At 38.1% G+C, this 4,976-nt stretch carries 5 protein-coding genes; all 5 read right to left on the minus strand.

The window, feature by feature from the left end; all coding sequences use genetic code 11:
- Nucleotides 1-26: 26 nt before the first annotated feature.
- A complete protein-coding gene (locus IQ247_RS31315) occupies nt 27-1,076 on the minus strand; it encodes a WD40 repeat domain-containing protein (protein WP_193926038.1) in 1,050 nt (349 codons plus the stop codon).
- A gap of 325 nt (nt 1,077-1,401) precedes the next feature.
- Nucleotides 1,402-2,370 (minus strand): CobW family GTP-binding protein, encoded by a 969-nt coding sequence (locus IQ247_RS31320; RefSeq protein ID WP_193926040.1) that lies wholly within the window; start codon nt 2,368-2,370, stop codon nt 1,402-1,404.
- A gap of 251 nt (nt 2,371-2,621) precedes the next feature.
- Nucleotides 2,622-3,542, minus strand: a complete 921-nt coding sequence (locus tag IQ247_RS31325; RefSeq protein ID WP_193926042.1) for an alpha/beta fold hydrolase — start codon at nt 3,540-3,542, stop codon at nt 2,622-2,624.
- A 120-nt stretch (nt 3,543-3,662) separates the two neighbouring features.
- Nucleotides 3,663-4,103: a SufE family protein gene (locus IQ247_RS31330; RefSeq protein ID WP_193926044.1), complete on the minus strand. Its 441-nt coding sequence runs from the start codon at nt 4,101-4,103 to the stop codon at nt 3,663-3,665.
- Nucleotides 4,104-4,277: 174 nt separating this feature from the next.
- A complete protein-coding gene (locus tag IQ247_RS31335) occupies nt 4,278-4,550 on the minus strand; it encodes a hypothetical protein (RefSeq protein WP_228060217.1) in 273 nt (90 codons plus the stop codon).
- Nucleotides 4,551-4,976 lie beyond the last annotated feature (426 nt).

Below are 4,976 nucleotides of genomic sequence, written 5' to 3' on the forward strand. Positions count from 1 at the left end.
CCCCATCTCCCCATCTCCTATTCCCTTTAATACTTTCCCCAAACTAATAACTCACCATTTTCTCCCCCAGCGGCAACTTTACTACCTTGAAGGTGCCAAGCAACGCAGGTAAAACCGTCTCTAACACCTGTAATTACTTGTGAAATTTGAGAATTTTCCCATAAACATAACCAACCATCGCTGCCAGCAGAAGCGAGTAAAAAGCTGTTGGGAGCAAAATCAATAGCTTGAATAATATCAGCATGATTAGTTAAAATTGTTGCTTCCCAATCAGAGTCTTCACCAGATTGTTTTTCCCACAATACAATACCATCAACGCTACAACAGGCCAGTAAAGGCGCACCATTTTCGGAATTAATTTGTGACCATGCAATGTCACGAATTTTACCCGGAAAACCCTGCATAATCCACGGACTGGGTTCATCCTCAGAGATTAACTGTTGAGTTTCGACCACTGCAATGGTTTTATCGATATTACCACAAGCAAGATATTTTCCATCCCTAGACCAAGCCATGGTTAAACTTGTAGAAGGAATATCTAAAATATATGGTTGTACGCCCCAATCATGAGTATTCCAAACTTTTACACCCAGATGTCCCGCGATCGCAATATAATTTCCATCATTTCGCCAATCAATAGCCAATGGGGAAGAGTTATCAAAATCTAAAATCGCAACAAAATCGCGGGTATCAGCATCCCAAATTTGGACTTTACGTCCCAAAACAAAAGCCAAATGATTGTATTTCGGACTCCAAGCCAATTTATCAACCCAAGCAGGTGCATTTTCTAAAGTCGCGATTAATTCATTTTCTCTCCAGATTTTGACTTGTCCATTTTGTCCACCAACTGCTAAAAATTTATCATCAGAGGAAAAAGCAAGGCAATCTACAGATTCACCATTACCAGATTGCAAAGTAAGTAAATCGTCATTTTGCCAAAATACCACTTCTCCAGCAGCAGAAGTTGCAGCCAAAACATCCCCTTGGGTTGACCAAGCAACAGCAGTAACGTAATCTGAGAGAGTTTGTGATGATATCAGGGAAAATTGTTCGGAGTTGACGGTAGATTGGCTCATAGAATTTTGGATTTTAGAGTTGGGATTTTGGATTGAAAAGTTAGGAGTTATGAGTTAGGAGTTAGGAGTTAGGAGTTATGAGTTAGGAGTTAGGAGTTAGGAGTTATGAGTTAGGAGTTATGAGTTAGGAGTTATGAGTTAGGAGTTATGAGTTAGGAGTTATGAGTTAGGAGTTATTTTTTTCCGAAAATCTCCTGTATCCCATACTCCCATTACCAATTACCAATTACCCATTACCAATTACCAATTACCAATTACCCATTACCCATTACCAATTACCAATTACCAATTACCAATTACCAATTACCAATTACCAATTACCACTTCAGACAACACAAGCTTTAAATTCTTCTCTTAACTTGGCTTCATCAAGATTGCGTCCAATGAATACCAGTTCATTTTTACGGGTTTCGTTTTCCTTCCAAGGACGATCTGCTCTACCATCTAATAACATATGCACTCCTTGAAAGACAAAGCGATTTTCTTCTCCAGCAATATTTAAAATTCCTTTGGTGCGGAAGATATCGGGACCTTGAGTTTGTAATAAATTACCTAACCACTTATCCAATTTATCACCATCAAGTTCACCATCAAGTACTAATGCAACCGAATAAACGCTTTCATCGTGTTGGTGAGCATCTTCACCCAAAAAATCCGGATCGATTTCCAAAGCACGATTTAAATCAAACGCTCTTACACCGAGTAATGCATCCATTTCCAACTGTGCATCTTGGGTACGATAAACTTTTGCGATCGCGTTCATTCCCCGAATTCTATTTTCCAATTCTGATAACTGTTCGTTCGTCACCAAATCTGTTTTATTAAGTAATATTACGTCAGCGAAAGCGATTTGTTCTTGAGCTTCTTCTGCATCCCAATGTTGCCAAATATGCTTAGCATCAACTACAGTTACCACAGCATCGAGTAACAATTGTTCCCGCATATCTTCATCTACAAAGAATGTTTGAATTACTGGTGCGGGGTCAGCTAAACCCGTAGTTTCAATTACTAAATGGTCAAATTTGTGACGGCGCTTCATTAAATTACCGATAATCCGCATCAAATCACCGCGAACAGTACAGCAAATACAGCCATTGTTCATCTCAAAAATTTCTTCATCAGTATCAATAACCAACTGATTATCAATACCCACTTCTCCAAATTCATTGACTATGACTGCGACTTTCTTACCATGTTCGTGTGTCAGAATCCGATTTAGTAAAGTTGTTTTTCCTGCTCCTAAATACCCAGTTAAAACGGTTACTGGTACCAAGTTTGTTTCTGTACTAATCATATATTCCTCTCAAATGTTTAACACAAATAATATACAAAAAATTTTTGGTGTGACTCTTGATTTTGTATAACAATTTCTAATCACATAACTAAAGTAACGCTTTGAGTTTCTTTCTTTTAATAAATAGTCAATTATTACTAGGTTATATCAGTAATAATTTCAAAAAAAACCATAATAATCCGGTTTGATTATTGAATAAATTCAGATATTGGTAGATATCACAGCCTTATCTTCTCAGGGTAAGTCAGAATCTACCGACTTACAGTAGTTGTCAAAAAAGGTAAAATCACCTCAGCTATATCATCTGGGAATTCCTCATGCATTCCCAAAGAACCGGGAAGTAGCACGCTCTCGACTCTGGGTAAAGCTGCGATTGCTTCCATTTCTCGTCGCGATGATTTGGGGGAAGACTCACCAATTACCACCATAATCGGTATTGACATCCCCCGAATAAATCCGAGTAAATCGTTTCTATTTTTGGTTAGATCAAGATTACCAGTTACAAAAGCCGCAGGAGCAAATCTTCCTCCGGGTTGCTGGGTATTTTCCCATTTATTTTGGATAAACTCCGGAGTTAATTTTTCCCCATCGACGTAAACGTGACGACGATACATGAATTTTAAAAATGACGGTAAAGTGTTGAGTTGATAAAGGACTTGACCAACTATTGGTAATCTAACCGTTTCCTTGAGTAAATTCCGTACTATTCCATTGACTCCCATCACTGCAAAAGGACCTTGCCAAGTTGGTGCTACTAACACTATCCGGGAAAATACGGTAGGATATTTATCTGCTAACCATAAAACATAAGGCGCACTATGACCAGCAGCTATGACAGCAACGGGCTTTCTGTCAAAAGTAGTCAAGACAAAATCTTCCAGAAAATCTCTGTATAAAGCAGGACTATAATCGGCTCTCGGTCGTCCAGAATCTCCAAAGCCGGGAAAATCTACAGCGATCGCTTTATATTTAGCAGAAAGTCGTTTAGCAAGTCCGCTCATTTCCGCACGTGTAGAAACGGTGCTAAATGCAGGAAGCAACAATACTGGGGAACCTTGACCCAAAGATTCATAAACTATAGGATAATCTTGGTCTTCCCTATTCCATAAAAATTGTTGTACTACTCCCCCAATCCGCACGGGATAAGAAGTAGATGAAATGTCTGTTTTCATATAAGTAAATCCCTGAGCAGGTTAAAGGTCAAAGGTTAAAGGTTAAAGGTTAAAGGTTAAATAAAGGTTTGAGGTTGAAGGTTGAGGGTTAGTCAAATTTATTTTACCGTTAGCTGTGGTTTAGTTTGACGCAGGTTGTTGAGATTCTAATGCTTTTTTCTGCATGGTTTTAAAAATATTATAGAAACCATTAGCACGGGAAGGGGTTAAACTGACATTTAAACCAGTTTCTTGAATAAAATCTGGGGTTAGTTGAACAATTTGTGTCGGTGTTAATCCATTCAACCCTTCAATTAAAAGTGCTACTAAGCCTTTAGTTAATTGAGAATCCGAATCACCTTCAAAAGTTACTTTGTCATCATCTAAAGAAGCAATAACGAAAACCTGAGAAACGCAGCCAGGAACTTTATTTTCAGGTATTTTGCCCGATTCTGGGAACTCAGGAAGTTTTTGACCATACCAAATCAACTGTTCGTAACGTCGCTTGGGGTCAGAAGCACGTTTGAAGCGTTGGACAATTTTCGCAAGAGCGGGTGGTAAAGAATCTAAAGAAGAGGACATTTTACAGACGAATTATAAAGCCTATCTCTTCGAGTGTAGATTATTTGAGAGCAATTAGAGTAATTCTCAATTCTCAGTTGTTTGTAGAGTAGAGAAGTCGGGTTTTTAGGATAAATATCTGTCAGAGCTTTACAAAGCTGACAAAAACCCGACTTCTAGACCCAAAAATTAACCTTAAACTAAAGGAGGTAAACCGCGTATTTGACGTAAAGCATTTAAGCAAGACGGGCAATCGCAACCGAACAAAATAACAGAAGCATCGCTTTCTTCTTCGGTAAATTCCAATGCAGGTAATTCATCAGAAGTTGAATCATTTTGTCTATTTAAGCGAGTACAAGCCAAACTTGGATTTGCTACAGCTACAGGTGCTTTTCGTCCGCAAGAAAACTGACTAGGAGTAGGATTAACTGTTTGATTAGCGCTAGCTGGCTGAGAAAAAACCGCCATTGACACTATAGACGAAAACAAAATAGGGCTGGAAAGTAACGTAAGGAAAAATTTTTTGTTCATTTATCTGACAATTGTTGTAACTAGGGAAGCTTTAAGACTTTAATTTTTTCACATTCATTGGTAGATGCTCAGTAAATTTTATACAATACTACTCCTATCTACCAGATGACGCGAAAATAGCCGTTTATTCGCAAGCAAAGACAAAGTAGAAATTCAGTTATAATCCTTAACCTTCGGAATTGCTTCACCCTGAAAATTTTGATTTTTTTTATTTGGTAACAGCACAATTGGAAGTGAAAATAGTTTACCGAATAATTGCACAATTAACGATAACAAAAGACAACTTGAAATTTATAACAAGTTTAAGCCATCGACTGGCTTTATATTAGTCAAGTTCCCTACCAATTGGGGAAAGGGATGGGG

This window comes from Plectonema cf. radiosum LEGE 06105, assembly GCF_015207665.1.
GTDB classification, from domain to species: Bacteria; Cyanobacteriota; Cyanobacteriia; order Cyanobacteriales; family Nostocaceae; genus Rivularia; species Rivularia radiosa_A.